At 62.8% G+C, this 22,463-nt stretch carries 23 protein-coding genes; 13 read left to right on the top strand and 10 right to left on the bottom strand.

Annotated features, from left to right (window positions below):
* Positions 1-7: 7 nt before the first annotated feature.
* The 4 genes from ACX3P0_RS23175 to ACX3P0_RS23160 form a co-directional block, all read right to left on the bottom strand.
* Positions 8-1,093, bottom strand: coding sequence for an ABC transporter ATP-binding protein (locus ACX3P0_RS23175; protein ID WP_459092304.1), 1,086 nt, complete (start codon positions 1,091-1,093; stop codon positions 8-10).
* Between the two features lie 21 nt (positions 1,094-1,114).
* A complete protein-coding gene (locus ACX3P0_RS23170; RefSeq protein ID WP_459092302.1) occupies positions 1,115-2,140 on the bottom strand; it encodes an ABC transporter substrate-binding protein in 1,026 nt (341 codons plus the stop codon).
* A gap of 123 nt (positions 2,141-2,263) precedes the next feature.
* Positions 2,264-2,632: a hypothetical protein gene (locus tag ACX3P0_RS23165; protein WP_459092300.1), complete on the bottom strand. Its 369-nt coding sequence runs from the start codon at positions 2,630-2,632 to the stop codon at positions 2,264-2,266.
* A gap of 128 nt (positions 2,633-2,760) precedes the next feature.
* The gene (locus ACX3P0_RS23160) at positions 2,761-3,405 is read right to left on the bottom strand and encodes a hypothetical protein (RefSeq protein WP_459092298.1); all 645 of its coding nucleotides are present in this window, start codon (positions 3,403-3,405) and stop codon (positions 2,761-2,763) included.
* Positions 3,406-3,608: 203 nt separating this feature from the next.
* Here ACX3P0_RS23160 and ACX3P0_RS23155 point away from each other — a divergent pair, with 203 nt between their 5' ends.
* Positions 3,609-4,583 carry an AraC family transcriptional regulator gene (locus ACX3P0_RS23155; RefSeq protein WP_459092296.1) on the top strand — a complete coding sequence of 325 codons (975 nt, stop codon included), beginning with the start codon at positions 3,609-3,611 and terminating at the stop codon, positions 4,581-4,583.
* Here ACX3P0_RS23155 and ACX3P0_RS23150 read toward each other — a convergent pair.
* Positions 4,580-4,873: a hypothetical protein gene (locus tag ACX3P0_RS23150; RefSeq protein ID WP_459092294.1), complete on the bottom strand. Its 294-nt coding sequence runs from the start codon at positions 4,871-4,873 to the stop codon at positions 4,580-4,582. The genes ACX3P0_RS23155 and ACX3P0_RS23150 overlap by 4 nt on opposite strands.
* The gene (locus ACX3P0_RS23145; protein ID WP_459092292.1) at positions 4,870-5,664 is read right to left on the bottom strand and encodes a DUF899 domain-containing protein; all 795 of its coding nucleotides are present in this window, start codon (positions 5,662-5,664) and stop codon (positions 4,870-4,872) included. Before ACX3P0_RS23145 ends, ACX3P0_RS23150 begins: the two co-directional genes overlap by 4 nt.
* A 99-nt stretch (positions 5,665-5,763) precedes the next feature.
* Here ACX3P0_RS23145 and ACX3P0_RS23140 point away from each other — a divergent pair, with 99 nt between their 5' ends.
* Together ACX3P0_RS23140 and ACX3P0_RS23135 are read left to right on the top strand one after the other, a co-directional pair.
* Positions 5,764-6,984, top strand: coding sequence for a helix-turn-helix domain-containing protein (locus ACX3P0_RS23140; protein WP_459092290.1), 1,221 nt, complete (start codon positions 5,764-5,766; stop codon positions 6,982-6,984).
* 38 nt (positions 6,985-7,022) lie between these two features.
* On the top strand, positions 7,023-7,655 hold the full coding sequence (locus ACX3P0_RS23135; RefSeq protein WP_459092288.1) for a Vgb family protein: 633 nt from the start codon (positions 7,023-7,025) through the stop codon (positions 7,653-7,655).
* A 25-nt stretch (positions 7,656-7,680) separates the two neighbouring features.
* Here ACX3P0_RS23135 and ACX3P0_RS23130 read toward each other — a convergent pair whose 3' ends face one another.
* The gene (locus ACX3P0_RS23130) at positions 7,681-8,619 is read right to left on the bottom strand and encodes a LysR substrate-binding domain-containing protein (protein ID WP_459081453.1); all 939 of its coding nucleotides are present in this window, start codon (positions 8,617-8,619) and stop codon (positions 7,681-7,683) included.
* 124 nt (positions 8,620-8,743) lie between these two features.
* On the opposite strand from ACX3P0_RS23130, the gene ACX3P0_RS23125 reads away from it, so the two are divergent.
* The 10 genes from ACX3P0_RS23125 to ACX3P0_RS23080 all read left to right on the top strand — a co-directional run bounded on the left by ACX3P0_RS23125 (position 8,744) and on the right by ACX3P0_RS23080 (position 20,116).
* Complete coding sequence (locus tag ACX3P0_RS23125) at positions 8,744-9,787, top strand: class 1 fructose-bisphosphatase (protein ID WP_459092286.1); 1,044 nt, start codon at positions 8,744-8,746, stop codon at positions 9,785-9,787.
* 9 nt (positions 9,788-9,796) lie between these two features.
* Complete coding sequence (locus ACX3P0_RS23120; RefSeq protein ID WP_459092284.1) at positions 9,797-10,669, top strand: phosphoribulokinase; 873 nt, start codon at positions 9,797-9,799, stop codon at positions 10,667-10,669.
* Positions 10,670-10,680: 11 nt separating this feature from the next.
* Positions 10,681-12,684, top strand: a complete 2,004-nt coding sequence (gene tkt / locus ACX3P0_RS23115; RefSeq protein ID WP_459092282.1) for a transketolase — start codon at positions 10,681-10,683, stop codon at positions 12,682-12,684.
* 11 nt (positions 12,685-12,695) lie between these two features.
* Complete coding sequence (gene gap / locus ACX3P0_RS23110; RefSeq protein WP_459092280.1) at positions 12,696-13,745, top strand: type I glyceraldehyde-3-phosphate dehydrogenase; 1,050 nt, start codon at positions 12,696-12,698, stop codon at positions 13,743-13,745.
* Positions 13,746-13,747: 2 nt separating this feature from the next.
* The gene (gene fba / locus ACX3P0_RS23105) at positions 13,748-14,827 is read left to right on the top strand and encodes a class II fructose-bisphosphate aldolase (protein WP_459092278.1); all 1,080 of its coding nucleotides are present in this window, start codon (positions 13,748-13,750) and stop codon (positions 14,825-14,827) included.
* A gap of 38 nt (positions 14,828-14,865) precedes the next feature.
* Complete coding sequence (locus ACX3P0_RS23100) at positions 14,866-16,326, top strand: form I ribulose bisphosphate carboxylase large subunit (protein ID WP_459081447.1); 1,461 nt, start codon at positions 14,866-14,868, stop codon at positions 16,324-16,326.
* Between the two features lie 11 nt (positions 16,327-16,337).
* Positions 16,338-16,757 (top strand): ribulose bisphosphate carboxylase small subunit, encoded by a 420-nt coding sequence (locus ACX3P0_RS23095; protein WP_459081446.1) that lies wholly within the window; start codon positions 16,338-16,340, stop codon positions 16,755-16,757.
* Positions 16,758-16,866: 109 nt separating this feature from the next.
* Positions 16,867-17,796, top strand: a complete 930-nt coding sequence (cbbX, locus tag ACX3P0_RS23090; RefSeq protein WP_459092276.1) for a CbbX protein — start codon at positions 16,867-16,869, stop codon at positions 17,794-17,796.
* Positions 17,793-18,473, top strand: coding sequence for a ribulose-phosphate 3-epimerase (gene rpe, locus ACX3P0_RS23085; RefSeq protein ID WP_459092274.1), 681 nt, complete (start codon positions 17,793-17,795; stop codon positions 18,471-18,473). Before cbbX ends, rpe begins: the two co-directional genes overlap by 4 nt.
* Positions 18,474-18,844: 371 nt before the next feature.
* Positions 18,845-20,116, top strand: coding sequence for a lipopolysaccharide biosynthesis protein (locus tag ACX3P0_RS23080; protein WP_459092272.1), 1,272 nt, complete (start codon positions 18,845-18,847; stop codon positions 20,114-20,116).
* Positions 20,117-20,215: 99 nt separating this feature from the next.
* Here the strand turns inward: ACX3P0_RS23080 and ACX3P0_RS23075 are convergent, their stop codons facing one another.
* The 3 genes from ACX3P0_RS23075 to ACX3P0_RS23065 form a co-directional block, all read right to left on the bottom strand.
* Positions 20,216-21,265: a GNAT family N-acetyltransferase gene (locus ACX3P0_RS23075; RefSeq protein WP_459092270.1), complete on the bottom strand. Its 1,050-nt coding sequence runs from the start codon at positions 21,263-21,265 to the stop codon at positions 20,216-20,218.
* Between the two features lie 459 nt (positions 21,266-21,724).
* Positions 21,725-22,168, bottom strand: a complete 444-nt coding sequence (locus tag ACX3P0_RS23070; protein ID WP_459092268.1) for a PIN domain-containing protein — start codon at positions 22,166-22,168, stop codon at positions 21,725-21,727.
* A gap of 19 nt (positions 22,169-22,187) precedes the next feature.
* Positions 22,188-22,439 carry a type II toxin-antitoxin system Phd/YefM family antitoxin gene (locus tag ACX3P0_RS23065; protein WP_459092266.1) on the bottom strand — a complete coding sequence of 84 codons (252 nt, stop codon included), beginning with the start codon at positions 22,437-22,439 and terminating at the stop codon, positions 22,188-22,190.
* Positions 22,440-22,463 lie beyond the last annotated feature (24 nt).

Genomic DNA, 22,463 nt, shown 5'->3' with positions numbered 1-22,463 from the left:
CGTGCCTTCAGGCCGACAGGAGCAGGCAGTGGGCAGGATCGAGGCTGATGCTGACTTCATCGCCCTGCGTCATGTCGATGTCCGGATCTATCCGGGCCAGCAGACGCTCCTCGCCCACGCTTATGTCGGCCTCATAGACCTCGCCGACGAACTCCAGCGCTTCGATCCTCCCCTGAATGACATTTTGGCCTTCGCCGCGATCCTTGCTGGTAACGCGTATGAATTCGGGCCGGATACACAGCGTTGCCGTGCTGCCCTCGGCCAGTTCGCGTGGCCGGCACTGGATGCGGCCCATCCCGGTCCGCACCACCGTGTGGCCGTCCCGATCGCCCTCGACGATCGCCTCGATCTGGTTTGCGCGGCCGATGAAGTCCGCGACGAAGCGGTGGTCGGCATTGAAATAGATTTTCTGGGGCGAGCCTTTTTCGACGATACGGCCTGCGCGCATGACGGCGATGGTATCCGACAGCGCCAGCGCCTCGACCCGGTCATGCGTAACATAGACCGCCGTGATGTTCAGCTTGCTCATGAAACTGCGCAATTCCTTGCGGGTTTCTTCGCGCAACTTTGCGTCGAGATTGCTGAGCGGCTCGTCGAACAGGATGACCTTGGGCTCCGCAATCAGCGCGCGGGCCAGCGCCACGCGCTGCTGCTGGCCGCCGGACAGCTTGGTGGCCGAGCGCTTCTCCACGCCCTCAAGCTGCACGAAACGCAGGGTGCGCGCGACTTTCTCGCGGATGACTTCCTTGCGTTCGCCCTTGATCTGCAAAGGATAGGCAATATTGTCGAACACGCTCATATGCGGCCAGATGGCATAGGTCTGAAACACCATGCCCAGGCCACGCTTTTCAGGCGGAATGGCTATTTTCTTGGCGCGAGACCACATGACCTCGCCGCCAATGCTGATCTCGCCGTCGTCGGGGGTTTCCAGCCCGACGATGCAGCGCAGCAGCGTTGTCTTGCCGCAACCGCTGGGGCCCAGCAGCGTGAAGATCTCATTGGCGGGAATGGTCAGGTCGACCTGATCGAGAGCCTTTACGGTTTTTCCCTCCGAGACGTAATGCTTGGACAGGCCCTCGATCCGTATTTCCATGTCGGTTCTTTTTCTGCTGGATCAACGAGTATTGAAAATGGTGCCGAATTCGCGGCCCCATTTCTGAATCTCTTCATCCGACAGATCGCGTACCGGCTTGACGTCCACTTTGTCGATGCCTTCGATGGCCGGGAATACGCCCGGTGCAAGCACATACTCGCCGACATCCTTGGCGAGCATGCCCATAGCTTCCTTGCCGAGCCAGTAATCCAGGAAAGCGCGCGCCGCGTCGGGATGCGGCGCTTTGGAGGTAAGCGCGATGGCGCGGGATGTGCCGAGCAGCGGCTGGCCGGAACGCGGACCCCAGTCCAGAGGCGCCGGCGCCTTGGTGATAATATATTTGGGCATGGAGATGCCGATGAGCTTCTCGCCGCTCTCGATGGGAGCGGGTGTCGGCCCGAAAGAGGCCACGAACATGGGTTGATTGGCCGCCAGGCCTTTGACGAAGACCATCCAGTCGTCTTCGGACTTGAAGACGCTTTCCTTCAGCCCGACCAGCCACGCGATGGTCGACGGGTGGTTGGACGGATTGGCCATGACGATCTGGTTTTTCCATTTGGGATCGGCCAGATCCTCATAGCTGGCGGGCGCTTCCGCCTTTTTCACGTGATCGGTATTGAACAGGTAGGAAACATACTCGATGCCGAAGAGCGTGATGCTGTCGTCCTTGACGGCCCAGTCCGGGTAGCCTTCGGCGGCGGGTGAGCGGTAGGCTTCCAAAACTCCCTTTTCCTTGAGCAAATCCAGCATGGGCTGCGGCGACTGCAATACGTCGGCCAAAAGTTTGCCGGCGTCAAACTCGGTCAATATGGTGGGGATGAACTTGGTGCTGGATGCGCGCGTGTATTCGCCCTTGACGCCGGTGGCTTTCTCGAAGGCTTCCATGATCGGATCGACAGAGGTGATATTGGCGTAGAATACGGCTTTCCCCTGGGCCTTGGCTTTTTCCATATCCGCTCCGGCGGCGCAGGCCAGCGTCGCGTAGAAGGGTAGAGCGCTCAGCCCGGCGGACAGTTTAAGAAAATATCTGCGATCGATGACGTGCATGGCAGCCTCCCTCCAAGGTTATATTGCCTGTTATCACAGGTCTGATTGCTGCGAACGTAGACTGGGGTGGAATACTTATCAAGAAGCGGATTCCTGCGCCGGCTTATCAACCGCACGGAATTTCTATTTGCCTTCCGAGACGGTCGTCAGTACCGCCTGCGCGGCCGGCGTGACCGTCCCCTCGTTCAGCGCATTCATATCGGCCAGGCCAAGCTGGCCATTGGCGATGCCGTTGGTCATGCGGGTGCACCACGCTTGCGCCGCCTGCTCCACCGGCACGCCCATGAACTGAGCGGCCCCGGCCGGGTTTTCGCCGATGCCCTGTTTGGTACAGACGGCGATGGCCGATTGCCTCTCCATCTCATTGGCTTTCAGGGCGGCCACCAATTGCTGAAACTCCTGCTCGTCGGCAGCCAATTGTTGCGCCCCGGCCGGCCCGACGGACAGGAAGCCGAGCAAGACGCCCACTACCAGAATCGATCTCAGATGCACGCTATCCTCCGTCCCTGTCTTAATGCCATGCCCGTCAGTCACCCCGCGTCAGGCTGCCGTCGAAGCCGCAAGCTCCTCCGTGGTAGAAGGTGCAAGGTCCTGCCACTTCCGTTTTCAGCGCGCTCCCTTCAGAAAGCGACAACTCCACCCGGCAGACCGGCGCTGCCAAAGACCCGCTCGTGCTGGTATTCGTAGAAGGTGATGCCAAGGGAGATATTCCATTTGAGAGAGGCAAGGTCCGGTCCGCGCCCGGCCGACCAGTCGAAGGAAGCATATCGGTCCTGCGCCCTGACATTGTGTGCGCCCTCGTCGAAGCGAAGCACCAGCCGATAGCCTTTGCGCATGCCGTGCACGCGCATCAGGTCCAGCCATACGGCGTCGGCGTAGCGCCAGTCGACGACGATCTCGTTTGCGTGGGCGCCACGGCTTATCGTGTAGGGAACGTCCTGCTCGTTGATGCCGAGCAGGCGCTGCATCAGCGTTTCCACCGCCACCGGAGCGATGCCGGGAACGGCCGGCACGGCACTCACCCAGGAAGCGACCCGGCCGAAGAGGAAGAATTGCATGCCGGCCCAGACGAAAATGCCGTATTTGGTGATCGACTTGACCTGTTCGCCAAAGCCATCCTTGGGGAAGGAAGGCGGGCCGTCGATCAGGCCGTACCTTGCCTGGACGACCGCCACGACGATCATCGGGATCGCGACGGCGAAGCCGAAGAAATAGAGGAACAACAGGAGCACCCGCAGGGCCTTTCCCGGACGTGGGGCCGGCATTTCCGGCGCGTCCTGCCCCCCTGCCCTGTCGCCGTCGCTTCCGGTGAACCCACGCTCCGCTCCGCTCGCATCGCAAGACGGCAGGCTGCCACGGCGATACACTCGATGTCTCGGACCAGGCGGAACCGGGCATGGACCAGACGGCACCGAATTGACGCTAATGGCCTCATACGGCATGATCGCCTGTGCCTTGCGGGGAACAAGTGAGCGAGCCGGAGCCTCTTTATTCGTCACAGCATCTTTCGACCGCTTCCCTGTCGGCGGCGGACAGGTTGCCGATGTGGCGCGAGGTGTTCGGGCAGACAATGGTTCGCCTCGACATCGAGCCAGCGAAAGGCCAGCCGTTCCATGCCGAAGGCACGCTCTGCGCGCTGCCGGGCGCCGCCCTCGCATCGGTGACGACCACCCCCGTTTGCGTATCGCGCACGCGCCGGCTGATCGCCGATGACAGCGTCGACATGCTCTTTCTCATCACCGCCAACGCGCCGCTCCACATTGCCCAGGGCGGCAAGGAGCAGAGGCTCGACGCCGGCGATGCGCTGTTCCTGCGCGGCGGCGAATGCAGCGTCATCCATTCGAAACAGAAGACGCGGTTCACCAATATCGCTTTCCCCGTGGACAGCCTGACGCCGCTGCTGCCGGGGGGCGAAGACCTGTCGATGACTGTGGTGTCGAGGCGAAACGAGACGCTGCGCCTGCTGCTCGGCTATGTCGACCTGTTGCAGACATGGCAACGGGCGGCTCCGACAGATGTTGGCCAGCTCGCGGCCGGTCATGTTCGCGATCTCATGGCGGCGATGGCGGCCACCATGCCGGATGTCGCGGCGGCCGGCGAACGGGGCGGCATCCGCGCCGCCCGGCTTGGCGCGATCAGGTCCGACATCGAAATGCAGCTATGCGATCCGGGCCTTTCGATCCAGCGGATCGCGGCGAGCAACCGGATATCGCCGCGCTACATCCGAAGGCTGTTCCAGGACGAGGGCACGACGTTTTCCGATTTCGTCCTCGGCCGGCGGCTGGAACATGCCTATCGCCTGCTGCTGCGCCGGACGCCGCCGTCAATGACGATCGGCGCCATCGCCTATGCCTGCGGCTTTTGCGACCTGTCCTATTTCAACCGCACGTTTCGCCGCCGCTTCGGTATGACTCCGAGCGATGTCCGTAACGGCACTGGTTAGAGCGCCGTGCGCCTCCACGCCAGCTTCACCCATGGGCCTGCGTGAAAGGCGCACATCAGCAGGTACATCGTGGCCATTCCGTTCAGGGGCGATCCGTGCGCGGCCGCGCAGATCATCCCGGCCGGGTCGCCGCCCGGAAGGCTGACCATGAGCGCCATGATGGCGAAGGTCGGCGCTGCCGCCAGAGCCAGCCAAAGCGCCAGCCAATCGGCCGTCCCTGGCGTGGCGGCGGGCCGGCGGGCCGGCTGCCCACCGGAATCGCCTGAACCGTCGCAACAGGCGTGGCTCATGGCTTCGCACCCGCCTCTTTGTTTCTAAACGCCGCCTCGCCGGCGTCCGACACTTCGGCCCACTTCTTGTTGGGTTCCGCCTCTGCCGCGTAATTGTCGTGCCAGTTCCACCATTTGTAGGTCGGGGTCTGCGGATAGCCCTCGGGCGAGTTTTCCCAGACCTCCTGCCGGCCAAGCGGCGTCAGGTCGAGATAGCTCCAGACCGTCCCCATCGCCTCGTCGCCGCGGTTGTTGATGAAGTAGGTGCGGAAGATCCGGTCGCCCTCTCGGATGAACACATTGTGGCCGTGCCACTCGTCCACGCCGAAATCGGCGTCAAAACTGTCGGTGATGGTGTACCAGGGCATTTCCCATCCCATCCTGGCCTTCAGGCGCACAATGTCGGCCTGCGGCGCTCGCGAGGCGTAGACCAGGGTGGTGTCGCGGGCGTTGAGATGGGCGAGATGGCCGACCTGGTCGGCTCCCAGCGAGCAACCCCGGCAGGCGTGGTCGGGCCAGCCGAACACGCCCGGCTCGAAGAAGGCGCGGTAGACGACCAACTGACGCCTGCCGTCGAACAGGTCGAGCAGGCTGGCCTTGCCCGCCGGTCCCTCGAACGCGTAGGGTTTCTCAACGGTCATCCACGGCATGCGCCGGCGCTCGGCAGCCAGCGCATCGCGGGCGCGGGTCTGGGCCTTTTCCTTCACGAGCAGTTTTTCGCGGGCTTCTTCCCACGCCTGCGGCGACACCACCGGCGGCGTTTGCATGGCAGGCTGTCCGGTAGTTTTTCCATTTTCGGCTGATCTGGTCATGGCTTTTGAAATCTCCTAGTTTTCACGAATTGCGTTGGACAGGGGGTAGCTTGGCACCGGAAATCGAAGGGCGGGAGTAACAAGTGTGACGGGATTGCGATGGACTCGCTGATTACCGCTGCCGCGCAGGCTCTGGCCGTCGGGGACCCGCTCGGCGCGTTGAAGCGGGTGGCCTTGCGCGACGATGCACCGGCGTTGGCGTTGCGCGGCATCGCGATGGCGCAGCTCGGCGATCTTGCGCGCGCGAAAGATCTTCTCCGGCAGGCGGGGCGCGCGTTCGGCCCGACGGATTCGATCCAGCGGGCACGGTGCGTGGTCGCTGAAGCCGAGATCGCCCTCGTCTCGCGCGACCTTACCTGGCCCACCAAGGCGCTCGACGCGGCGCGCATGGTGCTTGAACGGCGCGGCGACCGGCTCAATGCCGCGCACGCCGGCTGCCTCGCGGCCCGCCGCCTGCTGCTGATCGGGCATCTCGAAGAGGCCGAGCACCTGCTCGCCAAAATCGATCCCGCACCGTTCCCGCCCGCCTTGAGAGCCGGCTACGAGCTTGCGGCGGCAGGCATTGCGATCCGGCGCGTGCAGACGGCAAAGGCGCGCGCGGCGCTTGACACGGCCGCGCACGCGGCGCGGGTCGCCGGCATCCCCGCGTTGCAGGCGGAGGTGGCAAGCGTCTCGCTGCTGATGACGCAACCGGCGGCGCGGGCCATCGCGCGCGGGCAGGAACGGTTTCTCCTGCTGGAAGAGGTCGAGGCGCTGCTGGCTTCGGATGCACTGGTCATGGACGCCTGCCGCAATGGCGCAAGGCGCGCCGGAACGACGGTCTCGCTGGCGACCCGGCCGGTCCTGTTCGCCTTGGCGCGGGCGCTGGCCGAAGGGTGGCCAAGCGACGTGGCTAGGGAGGTGCTCATCAGGCGCGCGTTTCGGGCAAGGCATGCCGATGAATCGCATCGCGCCCGGCTTCGGGTGGAGATCGGACGGCTGCGCGTCGAACTTGGCGCACTGGCGCAGGTCAATGCGACCGACCGGGGCTTCATCCTGTCGCCGGGCGACGCGAGCGAGGTGATGGTGCTGGCGCCGAACACTGAAGAACAGCATGCGAGCGTTCTCGCCTTGCTCGGCGATGGCGAGTCCTGGTCGAGCACGACGCTTTCGATTGCGCTCGCCATCAGCCCGCGCAGCGTGCAGCGTGCGCTCGAGCAGCTTTCGAACACGGGCAAGGTGCAGTCCTTCGGGCAGGGCCGCGCGCGCCGCTGGATGACGCCGCCCGTGCCCGGTTTCCCGACAACATTGTTGCTCCCCGGCCCGCTGCCAAGCGGCTAGGATCGGGGGTGGCGATCATGACCCAAGGGGTATGACAGATGAAACCTTCCCGTGCCGAAGTCGTTGAGGAATACGGCCCTTTTCCTGAGGTCGATCAGGTGGGCGGCGTCACCTTCGATGGCCGTCACGTCTGGTTTGCATCCGGCAACAGGTTGAACGCGCTGGACCCGGTCAGCGGAAAGATCGAACGCAGCATCGATATCGCCGCGCATGCGGGAACGGCCTTCGACGGCCGATATCTGTTTCAGATTGCCGAGGACCGCATCCACAAGATCGACCCGGAAACCGGGGCCATCCTTTCCAGCATCCCGGCGCCCGGAAACGGCGGCGATTCAGGCCTCGCCTGGGCGGAAGGGACGCTGTGGGTCGGGCAGCATCGCGGCCGCAAGATCCACCAGATCGACCCGGAGACGGGCGCGGTCCTGCGCACGATCGAGTCCAACCGGTTCGTCACCGGGGTTAGCTGGGTGGACGGAGAACTCTGGCACGCCACCTGGGAAGGCGACGAGAGCGACATGCGCCGGATCGATCCCGAAACGGGAGAAGTTCTCGAAAAGCACAACATGCCGCCGGATGTGGGGGTATCGGGACTGGAGTCGGACGGGGGCGACCGGTTCTTCTGCGGCGGTGGCGGCAGCGGAAAGATAAGAGTGGTCCGGCGTCGGACGTGACCCCGCTGCTCTTAAGCCGGTCCAATCAGGCTGACTGCTCCGAATAAAGCTTGGAAAATACGGGCAGGAAGGTTGCGCCGCTCTTCGCCAGGAAATCCTGGAAGGCGGCGATGGCGGGCGTGATGACCCGGTCGTCGCGAACGACCGAAAACCACTGCCGGCGGATCGGCAGCCCGACGACATCCAGCACGGCAAGACGGCCAGCGCCCACTTCCGAAGCGATCGTGTGGGCCGATATGAAGGCAACGCCAAGACCCGCCATCACCGATTGCTTGATGGTCTCGTTGGAATCCATCTGCAGGTTTGTCTCGTCCAGCCGTGCGGGCGTGTCTGCGAAAAAGCGCTCGAAGGAGATGCGTGTGCCGGAGCCGGGCTCGCGCACGATGAAGTGTTCGGCGGCGATCCGCGTTCGGGTAATGTCATGCACGGCGACCAGCGGGTGATCGGGTGCTGCAACGATGACGAGCGGATGGTCGCCGAAGGCATGGGCATTGACCGCCACGTCGCGCGGCGGCCGTCCCATCACGGCGACGTCGATGGCGCGCCGCTTCAGGCTAGCGATCGTCTCGGCCCTGTTGCCCACCACCAACTGGATGTCGATGTCGGGAAAGGCGCGCATGAATCCGGCCATGAGTTGCGGCGCGAAATACTTGGCCGTGGAGACGACCCCGAGAATGAGGCTGCCGCGCCGCACGCCCGCAATGGCGTCGATCTGTTCCTGCAGCAGGCGCAGCCGCTCTTCGATGGCCAGGGCCGCCTCGACGAACGCCTGTCCTGCGTCAGTGGGACGCATCCCGTGCGATGTACGCTCGAACAGGGCCAATGCCACGACTTCCTCGACCTGCTGGAGCTGAAGGGTAACCGCCGGGCCGGTCAGGCCTAACATCTTGGCTGCATTGACGATTCGCCCTTGCTGATGAATGGCGGCAATGGTCCGGAGATGGCGCAGGGTAACGTTTCGCATTCCCCATAGTAAGCATTTCTTATCGCGGATGTAAGGGGATTAAAGTTTACTCACCGGGCGATTCAATGCCTTCTTTTGTCAACGCCGCCCCCGAAAAGGCTCCGGCGCACCGAGGGAGGATCGAATGCAAGGGTCGACACTGGAAGCTTTCCTGGCATCGCACGTTACGGCGACCGGCCGTTTGGATGTTGCGGATGTGATCAAGGCGCTCAGCAGCGCCGCCCTCAAGGTCAGCAAGGAAATCGAACTCGGACCGCTCGGCCATGCCTTCGCCGACGCACGCGGCACCATCAATGCGGATGGCGATGCCCAGCGTCAACTGGACGTCCATGCCGACGAGGTTTTTCTGGAAGCCGTGCGCCACACGCCGGTGGCGCTGTTTGCTTCGGAAGAGCAGGACGCCCCCATCGTGCTCGATCGCAACGCGTCGCTGGCGCTGGCGATCGACCCGCTGGACGGTTCCTCGAACATCGACGCCAACGTCTCCATCGGCACCATTTTCTCGCTCCTCCCTGCGGCCCCTGGGGCGGCCGAGACGCCGGCCGCCCCCTTTTTCCAGCCTGGCCGAAATCAGATTGCGGCGGGATTCTTCATCTATGGCCCGCAACTGGCGCTGGTACTCACTCTGTGCAGCGGCACCCATGGCTTCATTTACTCGCCGCGCATGGGCACGTTCATCCAGACGCAGGAAAGCATCTCCCTTAGCCGCGAAACCGGGGAATTTTCCATCAATGCTTCGAATTACCGGCATTGGGAAGAGTCCGTCCGGCTCTATATCGACGACTGCCTGAAGGGAGAGGACGGTTCGCGCCGGGCCGATTTCAACATGCGCTGGATCGCCTCGCTGGTTGCCGAAACCTATCGGATCCTGATGCGCGGCGGCGTCTTCCTCTACCCGCGCGATGCGCGCGAGGGCTATGGCAACGGCCGCCTGCGCCTGGTCTACGAAGCCAACCCGATCGCCCTGCTTGTCGAACAGGCCGGGGGGAGTGCCACCGATTCCGTCGACCGAATTCTCGATATCGTGCCCGCTGACCTGCACCAGCGCGTGCCCCTGGTCTTCGGCTCCGCCGGCGAGGTCGAACTCATTTCCCGCTACCACACCGGGCCGAGTTGCATCGGCGAACGAGCCCCCCTGTTCGGCACCCGCGGCCTGTTCCGCGCCTGAGGTCAGCCAATGTCCGCAAAGCATCCCATCATCTCGATCACCGGTTCGTCAGGCGCTGGCACCACGTCGGTCAAGCGCATCTTCGAGCAGATTTTCCGGCGCGAAAAGATCGAAGCCGCCTTCATCGAAGGCGATGCCTTCCACCGCTACGACCGCGCCGCGATGAAGACGAAGGTCGCGCAGGAGGAGAAGAAGGGAAACCCCAACTTCACCCATTTCAACGTCGAGGCCAACGAACTGGAGACGCTGCAGGAGGTCTTCGAGGAATATGGCCGCCGGGGAACCGGCCGCACTCGCACCTATGTGCATGACGAGGAAGAGGCGAAGCTCTACGCGACGCCGGCCGGGAGTTTCTCCGAATGGCGTGATTTTTCGCCGAGCGACCTGCTTTTCTACGAGGGCCTGCACGGCTGCGTGCAGAGCGAAACGGTGGACCTGGCAAAATACTGCGATCTCAAGATCGGGGTCGTTCCGGTCATCAATTTGGAGTGGATCCAGAAAATCCACCGGGATCGCTCAAGCCGGGGCTATTCGACGGAAGCGGTCATGGACGTGATCCTGCGCCGCATGCCGGACTATGTGCGCTACATCGTCCCGCAGTTCGCGCTTACCGACATCAATTTCCAGCGCGTGCCGATCGTCGACACGTCGAACCCGTTCATCGCGCGCTGGATCCCCACGGCCGACGAATCGATGCTGGTAATCCGCTTTGCCAATCCCCGGGGCATCGACTTTCCCTATCTGCTGTCGATGATCCACGACAGCTTCATGTCGCGGCCGAATTCCATCGTCGTGCCGGGCAACAAACTCGACCTGGCCATGCAACTCATTTTGACGCCGCTCATCCTGCAACGGATCGAGCGCAAGCATCGCGCGCCCTGAGGAGACCTGTCATGAACATCACAGCGGGCAAGATCGCCGCCACCACCACCACCACCACCGAACGCGAAATGGCCAACGCCATCCGCGCTTTGGCGATGGACGCCGTGCAGAAGGCCAATTCCGGTCACCCCGGCATGCCGATGGGCATGGCCGATGTGGCGACCGTGCTGTTCGGGCGCTTTATCAAGCTCGATTCGGCGCGGCCCGACTGGCCCGACCGCGACCGCTTCGTCCTGTCGGCCGGCCACGGCTCGATGCTGCAATACGCGCTGCATCACCTTATCGGCTACGCCGACATGCCGGCCGAGCAGCTGCAGAAGTTCCGCCAGTTGGGCAGCCGCACCGCAGGCCACCCGGAACATGGCCATGCGCTGGGCATCGAGACGACCACCGGGCCGCTTGGCCAGGGCATCGCCACGGCGGTCGGCATGGCGTTGGCCGAGCGCATGGCGAATGCGCGCTACGGTGACGGTCTCGTCGACCACTTCACCTATGTCATCGCCGGCGACGGTTGCCTGCAGGAAGGCATCAGCCACGAGGCCATCGACCTCGCCGGCCATCTGCAACTTGCCCGCCTCATCGTGCTGTGGGACGACAACCGCATCTCCATCGACGGACCGACCTCGCTTTCGACCTCGATGGACCAGCAGGCGCGTTTCACTGCCGCCGGCTGGCATGTGCAATCCGTCGACGGGCACGACCCGGAGGCCGTGGCGCATGCTATCGAGGCCGCGCGCATGGCGCAGCAGCCGTCGCTGATAGCCTGCCGGACCGTCATCGGCAAGGGTGCCCCTACCCTTCAGGGCTCCGAAAAGACGCATGGCGCACCGCTGGGCGACGCCGAAATCGCGGCAACGCGCGCAGCTCTTGGCTGGACGCATGCGCCCTTCGAGGTTCCGCAGGATATTCGCGCGGCATGGGCGCAGGTCGCCGCGCGCGGCAAGGCCTTACGCCTTGCCTGGCAGGAACGGCTTGCAGCGTCGGCCGAGCGCGATACTTTCCTTGGGGCGGTGGCGGGTGAATTGCCGGCGACGGTGACGGTGGCGTTGCGCGCCTTCCGGCGCGAGCATTTCGACCAGGCAACCAAGGTCGCGACCCGCAAGGCGTCGGAAATGGCGCTCGGCGCGATCAATAATGCTACCGACCTCACCATTGGCGGATCAGCCGATTTGACCGGCTCGAACCTGACGCTCACCAAGGGCATGAGCACCGTTTCGCCCGGCGATTATGCCGGCCGCTACATCCATTACGGCATCCGCGAGCATGGCATGGCCGCCGCGATGAACGGTCTGGCGCTGCATGGCGGCTTCGTTCCCTATGGCGGCACCTTCCTGTGCTTTGCCGATTATGCCCGCGGCGCGATGCGGTTGTCGGCGCTGATGGGCCAGCGCGTCATCTATGTCATGACGCATGATTCCATCGGGCTTGGCGAAGATGGCCCGACCCATCAGCCGGTCGAGCATCTGGCGATGCTGAGGGCGACGCCAAATCTCAATCTGTTTCGCCCCGCCGACATCATCGAAACAGCCGAATGCTGGGAACTGGCGCTGAAAAGCACCAACCGCCCAAGCGTGCTGGTGCTGTCGCGCCAGAACCTGCCGATGCTGCGCCAGGCGCATGAGGATGAACTGCCTTCAGGCCGTGGCGCTTATGTGCTGCGCGAACCGGAGGGAGCGAGGCAGGTGACGCTGATCGCCACCGGCTCCGAAGTCGAGATCGCGGTGGCGGCGGCCGACCGGCTGGCTGAAGACGGCATTGCAGCCGCAATCGTCTCGATGCCGTGCTGGGAACTGTTCGAGGAGCAAAGCCCGGCCTATCGGGGCCAAGTGCTGGGATCGGCACCGCGCATCGCCATCGAGGCGGCGGCCCGTCTCGGCTGGGATCGCTGGATCGGCGAAAACGGCGTCTTTATCGGCATGACCGGCTTTGGCGCGAGCGCGCCCGCCCCCGACCTCTACCGGCATTTCAACATCACGCCGCAAGCCGTGGTCGAAGCTGCGCGCAAGCTCATCTGAAGGGAGTAAACATGGCAGTCCGAGTTGCAATCAACGGTTTCGGCCGCATCGGCCGCAACATCCTGCGCGCCATCCTGGAATCGGGCCGCACCGACATCGTCGTCGTGGCGGTCAACGATCTCGGCCCGATCGAGACCAATGCCCATCTGCTGCGCTACGACAGCGTGCATGGCCGCTTTCCGGGTACGGTGACGGTCAAGGGCGACACGCTCGAAATCGACGATCTGCCGCCGATCCGCGTGACGGCGCTGCGCAATCCGGCCGACCTGCCGCATGCCGAGCTTGACGTCGACATCGCGCTGGAATGCACCGGCATCTTCACCTCCAAGGAGAAGGCCTCGGCGCACCTTACCGCCGGTGCGAAGCGTGTACTGATCTCGGCACCCGCCGATGGCGCCGATCTCACCGTCGTCTACGGCGTCAATGACGACAAGATCACCAAGGACCACATCGTCGTTTCCAATGCCTCCTGCACCACCAATTGCCTCGGTCCCGTCGCCAAGGTGCTGAACGACGCCATCGGCATCGAGCGCGGCTTCATGACCACGATCCATTCCTACACCGGCGACCAGCCGACGCTGGATACGATGCACAAGGACCCTTATCGCGGCCGTGCCGCAGCCCTGTCGCAAATCCCGACCTCCACGGGTGCTGCCAAGGCCGTCGGCCTGGTGCTGCCTGAACTGAAGGGCAAGCTCGACGGTGTCGCCATCCGCGTGCCGACGCCGAATGTCTCGGTGGTCGATTTCAAATTCGTGCCGTCGCGCCCGACCACGGTCGAGGAGGTCAACGAGGCGATGAAGGCCGCCGCCAAGGGGCGCCTGAAGGGTATCCTCTCCATCGTCGACGAGCCGCTGGTTTCCATCGATTTCAACCACAATCCGGCATCGTCCTCCTTTGCGCTCGACCAGACCAAGGTCATCGAGGGAAGCCTCGTGCGGGTGATGTCCTGGTACGACAATGAATGGGGCTTTTCCAACCGGATGGCCGACACGGCTGCCGCCATCGGCCGCACGCTTACCGGCAGCGCTGCCCCCGCCAAGATCAAAGAGGAGGCCTGACCATGGCTCGCATCACGCTTCGCCAATTGCTCGACCATGCCGCTGAACAAAGCTACGGCGTGCCGGCTTTCAACATCAACAATATGGAACAGGGCCTGTCGATCATGGAGGCGGCCGCCGCCTGCGACGCTCCGGTCATCCTGCAGGCCTCTCGCGGCGCGCGCTCTTATGCCGGCGACATCATGCTGTCGAAGATGATGGACGCGCTTGCCGAAATGTATCCGCAGATCCCGCTTTGCGTGCATCAGGACCATGGCAATGACGAGGCCACCTGCCTGTCCGCCATCCGCCACGGCTTCACCTCGGTGATGATGGACGGTTCGCTCGAAGCCGACGCCAAGACGCCCGCCGACTATGACTATAATGTTGCCATAACGGCGCTTGTGGCAAAGATGGCCCATGCCGTCGGTGCATCGGTGGAAGGCGAACTCGGTATTCTAGGCTCGCTCGAAACCGGCCAGGGCGAGGCCGAGGACGGCCATGGCGCGGAAGGCACGCTCAGCCAGGACCAGTTACTGACCGATCCGGACCAGGCAGTCGATTTCGTCGCCGCCACCAAAGTCGATGCGCTGGCGATTGCCTGCGGCTCTTCGCACGGCGCCTACAAATTCACGCGCAAGCCGGATGGCGACATCCTGGCCATGCATGTGATCGAAGCCATCCACGCCAAGCTTCCGGGCACCCATCTGGTCATGCACGGCTCATCGTCGGTCCCGCAGGAATTGCAGGACGTGATCAACAAATATGGCGGCCAGATGCCCCAGACCTATGGCGTGCCGGTGGAAGAGATCGAGCGCGGCATCCGCCACGGCGTGCGCAAGGTCAATATCGACACCGACTGCCGCATGGCGATCACTGGCCAGTTTCGCAGAATCGCAGCCGAAAACCCGACCGAATTCGACCCGCGCAAATTCCTGAAAGCCTCAATGGATGCGATGCGCACTTTGTGCCGCGACCGTTTTGAGCGTTTCGGCACGGCCGGCAACGCTTCGAAAATCAAGGTGATTTCACTCGACGACATGGCCAAGCGCTACGCCGCCGGCAAGCTCGACCCGCAGATCGCAACCGCCAGGGCCGCCTAACGACTGGACGCCCTTAAAAAACCGAAAGGAACAATGCCATGGCTACCAACTCGCAAACCGTGACGGGCGCCGATCGCTACAGATCCGGCGTTATGGAATACCGGAAGATGGGCTATTGGGAGCCCGACTACGAGCCGAAAGAGACCGACATCATCGTGGTTTTCCGCATCACCCCGCAGGATGGCGTGGACCCGATCGAGGCGGCCGCCGCCGTCGCCGGCGAATCCTCGACCGCGACCTGGACCGTGGTGTGGACCGACCGTTTGACGGCAACGGAAAAATACCGCGCCAAGGCTTACCGCGTCGATCCGGTTCCCAACGGGCCGGGGCAGTATTTCGCCTATATCGCTTACGATCTCGACCTGTTCGAACCCGGCTCGATCTCCAATTTGTCGGCGTCGATCATCGGCAACGTCTTCGGCTTCAAGCCGCTGAAGGCGCTTCGGCTGGAGGACATGCGCTTTCCTGTCGCCTATGTAAAAACCTTCCAGGGTCCGGCGACCGGCATCGTGGTCGAGCGCGAGCGGCTCGACAAGTTCGGCCGGCCGCTGCTCGGCGCGACCGTCAAGCCCAAGCTCGGCCTGTCGGGCCGCAATTATGGCCGCGTCGTCTATGAAGCGCTCAAGGGTGGCCTCGACTTCACCAAGGACGACGAGAACATCAACTCGCAGCCCTTCATGCATTGGCGCGAGCGCTTCCTCTACTGCATGGAGGCGGTCAACAAGGCGCAGGCCGAAACCGGCGAGATCAAGGGCACCTATCTCAACGTCACCGCCGCCACCATGGAGGACATGTATGAGCGCGCCGAATTCGCCAAGGACCTCGGCTCCAGCATCGTCATGATCGACCTGGTCATCGGCTACACGGCGATCCAGTCCATGGCCAAATGGGCGCGACGCAACGACATGATCCTGCATCTGCATCGCGCCGGTCACTCGACCTATACGCGCCAGAAAAACCATGGCGTCTCGTTTCGCGTTATCGCCAAATGGATGCGGCTTGCCGGTGTCGATCACATCCATGCCGGCACCGTCGTAGGCAAGCTGGAAGGCGATCCGGCAACGACCAAGGGCTACTACGACATCTGCCGCGAGGACTATAATCCGATGCAGTTGGAGAACGGCATCTTCTTCGACCAGCATTGGGCCTCGCTCAACAAGATGATGCCGGTGGCCTCGGGCGGCATTCATGCCGGCCAGATGCACCAGCTTCTCCATCTCTTGGGCGAAGACACCATCCTCCAGTTCGGCGGCGGCACGATCGGCCACCCGATGGGCATCGCAGCAGGCGCCACCGCCAACCGCGTCGCGCTCGAGGCCATGGTTCTCGCCCGCAACGAGGGCCGCGACTATTTGCGCGAAGGCACTGAAATCCTCGAAAATGCGGCCAAATCCTGCCTGCCGCTGAAGCAGGCGCTCGAAGTCTGGAAAGACGTCACCTTCAACTATGCATCGACCGATTCGCCGGACTTCGTTCCGGTGGCAACGGCAGCGGAATAAGGAGAACGAACATGCGCATTACCCAAGGAGCCTTTTCCTTCCTGCCGGACCTGACCGACGATCAGATCAGGGCGCAGGTGCAATACTGCATCGACAACAACTGGGCCGTCAGCCTCGAATTCACCGACGATCCGCATCCCCGCAATACCTATTGGGACATGTGGGGCCATCCGATGTTCGACAATCCGGACGCGGCCGCCCTCCTGCTGGAATTGAAGGATTGCCGCAAAGCCTATGGCGACCGGTACATTCGCGTCGTTGCCTTTGACTCAAGCCATGGCTGGGAATCGGTGAAACTGTCCTTCATCGTCAACCGGCCGGCCGAAGAACCCGGCTACCGGCTGGAGCGGCAGGAAGGGGTGGGCCGCCAGATCCGCTACACCACCAAAGCCTATGCCGCCGACAAGCCGGCAGGCAGCAGATACGCATGACGGCATTGCACCCTCACCGGCCTGCGTCGCGAGCCGGATGAGGGTGCAGACCTCCGCAAGATCATCCGCAAAACGCGAGTGACTGCGCATAACCCAAGCGAGAATTTCCATGGCCGCAACCGCTGAAATCGAACCCCAGATAGCTGAAATCCCGACGGCAATCGACCTGCGCGAAGAGTTCGAGAGTTCCGGCGTCAAGGAAGTGCTGGCCGAACTAGATCGCGATCTGGTCGGGCTGGCCCCGGTCAAGAAGCGTATCCGCGAGACGGCGGCGCTGCTGCTGGTCGAGCGCGCCCGCAAGCGCATGGGTCTGGCCCACGACACGCCGACGCTGCATATGAGCTTCACCGGTAATCCGGGCACCGGCAAGACGACGGTGGCGCTACGGATGGCCGACCTGCTGCATCGCCTCGGTTATATCCGCAAGGGCCATCTGGTGTCGGTCACGCGGGACGATCTCGTCGGCCAATATATCGGTCACACCGCGCCCAAGACCAAGGAAATCCTGAAGCGGGCCATGGGCGGCGTGCTGTTCATCGACGAAGCCTACTATCTGTTTCGGCCCGAAAACGAACGCGACTACGGGCAGGAGGCCATCGAGATCCTGCTTCAGGTCATGGAAAACCAGCGCGACGATCTTGTCGTCATCCTGGCCGGCTATACGGATCGGATGGACAGGTTTTTTGAAAGCAATCCGGGCTTTCGCTCGCGCATCGCCCATCATATCGACTTCCCCGATTATGGGGATGGCGAGCTGCTGCAGATCGCGACCAAGATGCTGGATCACCAGAACTACAAGCTCGACGCGGCAGCGATCAACGCGCTCACCGACTATATAGACCGCCGGCGCGCCCAGCCGCATTTCGCCAATGCCCGCTCGATCCGCAATGCGCTGGACCGCGCCCGGCTCAGGCAGGCCAACCGCCTGTTCGAAAGCTCGAAGGGCCCGCTTGACGCCAATGCCCTGTCGACGATTTCGGCCGAGGACATCACCGCCAGCCGGGTCTTCGCCATGAAGTCCGGGAAAGAAGGCAAATGACGAACAAGACGATCATCGCGCCGTCGGTGCTTTCCGCCGATTTCTCGCGGCTCGGCGACGAAGTGGAGGCAATCGTGCGCGCCGGGGCGGACTGGATCCATCTCGACGTCATGGACGGCCATTTCGTTCCCAACATCACCTTCGGCCCGCCGGTCATCAAGGCGATCCGCGACCGCACCGACAAGGTCTTCGACTGCCATCTGATGATTGCGCCCACCGACCAGTATCTGGCGGCATTCGCCGATGCCGGTTGCGACATCATTACGGTACATGCCGAAGCCGGCCCGCATCTCGACCGGTCGCTGCAGGCTATCCGGAATCTCGGCAAGAAGGCCGGCGTGTCGCTCAATCCGTCGACGCCGGAAAGCGTGATCGAATATGTGCTCGACCGCCTCGACCTGGTGCTTTTGATGACGGTCAATCCCGGCTTCGGCGGCCAGGCCTTCATTCCGGCCGTGGTGGAAAAGGTAAAGCGCGTGAAAGCGCTGATCGGCAACCGGCCGATCGACATCGAGATCGACGGCGGCGTCACGCCCGAGACCGCGCCGCTGGTAAGTGCTGCCGGCGCCAATGTGCTGGTCGCCGGCTCGGCCGTGTTCAAGGGGGGCGCGGAAGCCGCCTACCGCGATAATATCGCCGCGATCAGGCGGGCGGCCGACGCCGCGAGCAACGCCTGAACGGCTCGCAATAGGCTCCGCCACATGCCCCATGCAGGGGCCGCTTTTCACATCCCATCCATGCCGGGCGGCCCAATCCCTTGGCCCCTGCCCTGCCAATAGCGCCGGTCGCGACCGACATGGCGTGGCTTGCTGTGCGCGCCGTCGCTGACAGGCTTCAATAGTCAGCCACCCGAGTGCCGTTGACACCGTCGCTGACCCTAGTACGAAGGCTATCGTCGCCCCTCGCGCATTCCGGCGCTCTAGAAGCCCCTCCTCCCAGGCCGCAACTCCAGTCGCGCCAACGCAGGAAACAGAGTTTGACCCCTAACGACGGGATTAGCATCAGATCGCGCATCGGCCGCCTTGGCCGTCATCCGGACGTAATGCGGATGGCCACGGTCGTGCTGGTCAAGATCATGATGGTCGCCTTGAACTTCGCGTTCATCGCGGTCGCCGCCAGGGCACTGAACATAGTGGGGTTCGGCAATTATTCGATCCTGTTTTCGGCCGCCGGGCTGTTGTCGGTCGTCGCGGTGGCCGGTCAGGAGTTGTTTGTCATCCGCTCGTGGAACGAGTTTGCGCTTGCCGGCGATGCCGCACGGACGAAGGGCCTGCTTTGGTTCAGCTTCGCACTGGCTGCCGGAGCGACCACCATCGTTGCCGGCGCGTTTTATCCATGGGCCAGATGGACTTTCGGTGCCGATACGGCTCTGGCCGTCACCTTCTTTCTGGCGTTCGGCGCAATCTTGCAGATCTCATGCCATCTGCTGCGCACGGCTGTCAGCGTCGCGGCTGGCGATGGCGCGGGCGCGTTGCTGCAAACCCTGCCCGCGATCGTCTATATCGGCGTCTGCCTGGCGCTCGGCGGCGCGGCCGACCTGGCAACGGTCTTCGCATTTCTCGCCCTGGGCTCGGCTGCGGGCGTTGCCGTGCATTTCCTGCTCATGCGTAGGCTTCTTCATCGACTGTTCCCGGACATTCACAAGGCTCCCGTCGTAATCAACTGGAAGGAATGGTCCGGACGTTCCGTCAGGCTGTGGGGCGCAAACATCCTTGAAGCCGTCAACCAGTACAGCGACGTTCTCATCATCGGCTATCTGGTCAGCCCCGCCATAGCGGGTGCCTATTTCGTCATCGTGAAGCTTGCCAACGTCTTCGCCGCCGCCGCCGATTCCATCAACCTTTTCGCGACGAGCCGCTTCTCGGCTCTCTACCACCAGGGCGTCAATCGCGAACTGGACGACCTTTTGAACAGCGTGGCGTGGACGACGCTCATCTTCGTCGGCTGCGGGATGGTGGGGGTGGCTGGCGGCGGCTATCTGGCGCTCCTTTTGATCAACGAAGCGTACACGGTCTATTTCCCGGAATTGCTGATCTTATGTCTTGGCACCGCGGCGCTCGCCATGGCCCAGCCTTGCGGGTCGATCCTGATGCTGACGGGCCACGAAGACCGGTATGCCTGGATCATTGCAGGCTCCGTTATCGTGCGCATGCTTGGACTGTTCATCATGATCCCGCCTTTCGGCATCATGGGAGCGGTGACGGCAACGGCCGTCTCGTTCGTCGTCACTGCGGTTGTACTGCGTCAGTCAGCCAAGTCCGCAACAGGCCTGGACCCCTCGATCGCCCGGCTGTTCAAGCGTGCCGAAGGCCGTAGCTAAAGCACGTCGCGATCTTTCAGATTCGCTTGCCGAGTTTCAGGCCTTTGTTTTCTCGCATGTCTTTACCCCGAAACCGGTTCCCACTTTCGGGAGACATGCTTAATCAGCCAGGTGCATCACACCCAGCCAGGTCGACCAGACAATGAGCCCGACGCTGGCGGCAACGGACAGTTTCTGCGAAGGCCTGAACCGTTGAACCAGGATTTTTGCCGGGCCTCTCAAGGCGGGGTAGCGTGAAAGCCCTTTTCTGACCAGGCGGCGGAAATTTGCGTTTGCCAGAGCAATATGCCCGCGCAGGCTCAAGGCTTCATGCCGTTCCAACAGCGGGGTTGTCGTTCCCGGCAACCTGTCCTTGTAGGCGAATTCGCCGACGCCGATGTCGTAATGCTGGATGCCGCGTGCAAGCGTTTGATCGAGAATGAGCATGAAGGCGATGGTGCCCAGCGAATACCGGGCGAACTCTTCCCCGGCTTTCATGGAAGTGAATATGCCATGGTGGGTGCTGCCGTGGACGATGCCCAGATCCGTCGCGACGCATTCTCCGTCGAAATAGAGTCCGCCGAAGAGAACTTCGCCACGCTCGACGCCGTCTTCGATCAGTTCACGATAAAATCGACGCACCTCGGGTCGCGCCAGGGCATCGGGCCGTTTCAAAGCCGAGAACCGGACCCGCCGCTGCTCCAGGAGATGCTCGAACTGGGCAAGCCCGTCCTCGGGCGTCTGCGCGATCCGGAATTCCACCTCGCCGTGCTTCTGCAACCGGCGCAACTGCCGCATCCCATCCTTGTAGAGACCGGAACGCCGATAGTGCGTCGCGCAATCGAGGCTGCGCAGGTCGAGTGTTTTCGTCGTGATGCCCATGCTTTCCGTTCCCGGCAGCAGGGCCAACGGGTTTTGGTGCCGGTTGCGAATGCTGTTCGGCATCTTCTTGAGGCTAAGCAGGTCCGCCGGCGGCAAAAAGCGCAACAGGGCCTTCCACAGAATATTCATCTCGGAAGCTGTCGGCCTGAACCAATCGGCAACGGCTGGAGCCACATAGTCGGACAGGCCGAGATCGGCCCCTTCGATCAGGCGCAGCGTATAGACCTCGCGCATCAACAGAGGCAGAAGCATCGCGATCCGGCCGCTGCCGACCTCGCTGACACTCACGATCAGGCCGCTGCAATTTTTGGGCAAATGTCGATAGAATGCTGTCAGAACCTGTCGGCGCTGGAACGGGGTCATGAAAAAATCATGACTATCACGCTCCCAGAACGACATGAGTTCGGGAGCCTCGGGCCCGTCGTGAATCGCGAACCTATACTTGTTGCCAGCCATAGCGCCCCCGCGCGTCATATGCCGAATTCTCCCATCGGCCTTTGCGCGCTATGAGGTCGAGAACCCATCGACGGTCAAATTTTCGCGCAACAACCATGCTATCTTAGCCACGAGGTCCAGAACCGTCGAGACAGAGATAGTAAAAGTCATTGATATCCTATCTTTACGTTAACATATGCCTGAATCGCAGAATAATAACGTATCGTTATCGGCCGAAGCAGACCAAGAAACGGCCTGCGTCATATACTTGCGGAAGCTGACATCTACCTGCGGTTGAAGGCCATGTGCCGGCTATTCTGGCAGCCCGGCTAACGGATTCTGATATGGCACCCCTAACGGCCGGAAATCTTTTTCATTTTCCGTGAGAACGATCAGATCATGACGGCGGCCGGTCGCGGCAATGGCGATGTCCTCGAAGCCCGGTGAGATGCCCGCAGCCCGGGCGACCGTCATGAGATGCCCGGCCACCGCTGCCGTTTCGAGGTCGAGCGGCAGGATGCGGCTTGCATGATAATGGCGGATTTCTCCCCACCATTCAGCCAGCGCAGCCGCCTTTCTGGTGGCCCCGATCCGCTTGGCGTTGGCAATCCCGTCTTCGATTTCGGCTGCGGTGATTACCGAAAGCCAGAGATCGGCCGACCGGTCGACGATCCAGGCGACCAATTCCTCGTCGGCGGGCGTCCTCTTTTTCGAAGGCGCGAGCAAGCTGACGATATTGGTATCCAGCAGGTACAATTCAGAACGCCGGATCGCGTCAGAACGCCGGATCGCGCAGGGCTCGCGCCGGCTTGCGCTCGCGAACGGGCAGGTCGCCTTCTTCCAGCGGCGAATTGGCCAACAGCCAGCCGAGGGACGGCACCCGCGACAGGCGTTCATAGTCGGTATAGCTGAGGACAACGGCTTCCCGCTTGCCGTGGCGGGTGACCACGGTTGGCGCCCCGGCAACGGCCTCGTCGACGACATGGGAGAAGGTCGCCTTCACGTCCTTGAGCTGGGCTTCCTTCATTGCCTGGATCTCCGATGACCAAAG

Source organism: Mesorhizobium sp. A556 (genome assembly GCF_054489545.1).
The sequence above is the reverse complement of the archived record's forward strand: the minus strand, read 5'-3'. Positions and strand labels throughout refer to the sequence as shown.